This window comes from Rahnella perminowiae (genome assembly GCF_019049755.1).
In the GTDB taxonomy this organism is placed as follows: Bacteria; Pseudomonadota; Gammaproteobacteria; order Enterobacterales; family Enterobacteriaceae; genus Rahnella; species Rahnella perminowiae.
Genome location: NZ_JAFMOS010000108.1, coordinates 1 through 752 on the forward strand (window position 1 = coordinate 1; position 752 = coordinate 752).

Annotated in this window: 1 protein-coding gene; it reads left to right on the forward strand. The window is 41.1% G+C overall.

The features are described from left to right. Positions 1-161: 161 nt before the first annotated feature. Positions 162-752 (forward strand): T6SS immunity protein Tli3 family protein (locus J1785_RS00565; protein ID WP_217218554.1); only part of this gene is annotated, 591 nt, incomplete at its 3' end.

Here is a 752-nt window from a genome sequence, read left to right on the forward strand (position 1 = left end):
GTGGATGCGCTGGGTATAAAAGCCGGCATTCTGTTTGATAAATACAATGATTCACCGCATACAGAAAAACTCCCCGATATAAAGAAAAATAATGAAGCCAGCAATCAATTTACCTGCAATGCCGCAATGGTCCCTTCTCAGCCAAAAAATCAAGGATGACCATGAAAAAGCTAAATTTACTCGCAGGTGCATTAGTATTCTCGCTGACCAGCCTGAATGGCTGTGCGGTGACACCGCCTCCGGTGCAAACATCCACGCAGCCAGGAAAGGTGGCAGTACAACCCATCCATAACCCGCCACAGGTGATTTATCGTATCGATAAAAATCGCTATCTCACGCTGGAGGATTATTCGAACTGCGATGATGGTTCGATTTATTATCACAATGATAGCAAGAAGATAAAAACGAAGCTCTGGTTCCTCTCTAAGGGAACAATGAACTATCAAGGCAAGTTTATCTGGGCGGCAAAAAATGACGACATGCTGGCGATTCCATTGGTGAGTGGTGATAACGATGCATGCGGGGACTCGCTAAGAGGTTGTGCTTACAGCATCTTGTCAGCCAGTAATGATGGTGGGAAAAAATTCAGTGATATTAAATTTGGTGCAAGTAATAGCTCGGATTCTGAAGAGTACACAATCGTTATTTCTGATAATGCTATATACATTAAAAGCATCAATTACAATGCTGATAAATATGTAAATAATAACGATGGTGTTTTTATACAACCAAGAGAATTATCAATTAATAAC